Source organism: Paenibacillus tengchongensis, assembly GCF_008973665.1.
GTDB classification, from domain to species: domain Bacteria; phylum Bacillota; class Bacilli; order Paenibacillales; family Paenibacillaceae; genus Paenibacillus_AQ; species Paenibacillus_AQ tengchongensis.
Genome location: NZ_WACP01000032.1, coordinates 1 through 2,271, shown reverse-complemented (window position 1 = coordinate 2,271; position 2,271 = coordinate 1). Strand labels below are relative to the sequence as shown.

Here is a 2,271-nt window from a genome sequence, read left to right as displayed (position 1 = left end):
ACGATGTGCGGATTTGCCTACACATCAGCCTCACTGCTTAGACGGACATCCATCAGTCCGCGTCACTACCCTCCTGCGTCACCCCATCGCTCATAGCGGATTACGGTGGTACAGTAATTTCAAACTGTTGTCCTTCGACTACGCCTGTCGGCCTCGCCTTAGGTCCCGACTTACCCTGAGCGGACGAGCCTTCCTCAGGAAACCTTGGGCTTTCGGCGGATCAGATTCTCACTGATCTTTTCGTTACTCATACCGGCATTCTCACTTGTATGCTGTCCAGCGCTCCTTACGGTACACCTTCAACCCACATACAACGCTCCCCTACCCCTGATGCAAAGCATCAAGCCATAGCTTCGGTGGTGTGTTTAGCCCCGTTACATTTTCGGCGCAGAGTCACTCGACCAGTGAGCTATTACGCACTCTTTCAATGGTGGCTGCTTCTAAGCCAACATCCTGGTTGTCTGTGCAACTCCACATCCTTTCCCACTTAACACACACTTGGGGACCTTAGCTGATGGTCTGGGCTGTTTCCCTTTTGACAATGGATCTTAGCACTCACTGTCTGACTCCCGGCAAGAAGTTAATGGCATTCGGAGTTTGACTGAGCTTGGTAACCCTTGCGGGCCCCGCACCCAATCAGTGCTCTACCTCCACCACTCCATTCACCGAGGCTAGCCCTAAAGCTATTTCGGGGAGAACCAGCTATCTCCGAGTTCGATTGGAATTTCTCCGCTACCCCCACCTCATCCCCGCACTTTTCAACGTACGTGGGTTCGGGCCTCCAGTGCGTGTTACCGCACCTTCACCCTGGACAGGGGTAGATCACACGGTTTCGGGTCTACGTCCACATACTCAATCGCCCTATTCAGACTCGCTTTCGCTGCGGCTCCGCCTTCTCGGCTTAACCTTGCATGTTAAACGTAACTCGCCGGTTCATTCTACAAAAGGCACGCCATCACCCATAAAGAGGGCTCTGACTTCTTGTAAGCACACGGTTTCAGGTACTATTTCACTCCCCTTCCGGGGTGCTTTTCACCTTTCCCTCACGGTACTGTTTCACTATCGGTCGCCAGGTAGTATTTAGCCTTGACAGATGGTCCTGCCGGATTCATACGGGGTTTCACGTGCCCCGCACTACTCGGGATCCGTCTCGGAGAGAATAACATTTCGGCTACAGGGCTTTTACCTCTATCGCGGGCCTTTCCAGACCTCTTCGCCTACGCTATTCCTTTGTAACTCCATGTGAGACGTCCCACAACCCCAAGGAGCAAGCTCCCTGGTTTAGGCTGTTCCGCGTTCGCTCGCCGCTACTGACGGAATCACTATTGTTTTCTCTTCCTCAGGGTACTTAGATGTTTCAGTTCCCCTGGTCTGCCTCTTCATGCCCTATGTATTCAGGCATGAGTGACTGCGTATTACCACAGCCGGGTTTCCCCATTCGGACACCCCCGGATCAAAGCTTGCTTACAGCTCCCCGAGGCAGTTTCGTTGTTCGCCACGTCCTTCGTCGGCTCCTGGCGCCTAGGCATCCTCCGTGTGCTCTTAGTAGCTTAACCATGATTTTTCCGTTAGGAAAATATCAAACCATCTACTTTAGATCTTCACTTGCTTTGACACAAGTTCAGCTTAAAGGAATGTTCTAAAACGCAAATTCGTTTCGGTATCCAGTTTTCAAGGATCAAGTTCTCCGGTTTATCACCGGAAGAATATCATACCACGTTCCAGCCTTCTTGAGTACAAGCAAGTTCTGGAAGCAATATGCTTGAGAGTTGAACTCTCAAAACTGAGCAACGAGTGAGTAACTAGCCGACCTGGCTAGATTTAAGATTTGAATGTTCTCATCGCAGAGAACGATTCTCCATAGAAAGGAGGTGATCCAGCCGCACCTTCCGATACGGCTACCTTGTTACGACTTCACCCCAATCATCTACCCCACCTTCGGCGGCTGGCTCCCTTGCGGGTTACCCCACCGACTTCGGGTGTTGTAAACTCTCGTGGTGTGACGGGCGGTGTGTACAAGACCCGGGAACGTATTCACCGCGGCATGCTGATCCGCGATTACTAGCAATTCCGACTTCATGCAGGCGAGTTGCAGCCTGCAATCCGAACTGAGACCGGCTTTGCTGGGATTGGCTCCGGATCGCTCCTTCGCTTCCCTTTGTACCGGCCATTGTAGTACGTGTGTAGCCCAGGTCATAAGGGGCATGATGATTTGACGTCATCCCCACCTTCCTCCGGTTTGTCACCGGCAGTCACTCTAGAGTGCCCAGC

General features: G+C 52.3%; 2 rRNA genes. Both read right to left on the bottom strand.

Annotated elements, in window-relative coordinates:
- Positions 1 to 1,556, bottom strand: a 23S ribosomal RNA gene (locus tag F1381_RS27795); the annotation flags it as partial.
- A gap of 308 nt (positions 1,557 to 1,864) precedes the next feature.
- A 16S ribosomal RNA gene (locus F1381_RS27790) occupies positions 1,865 to 2,271 on the bottom strand; the annotation flags it as partial.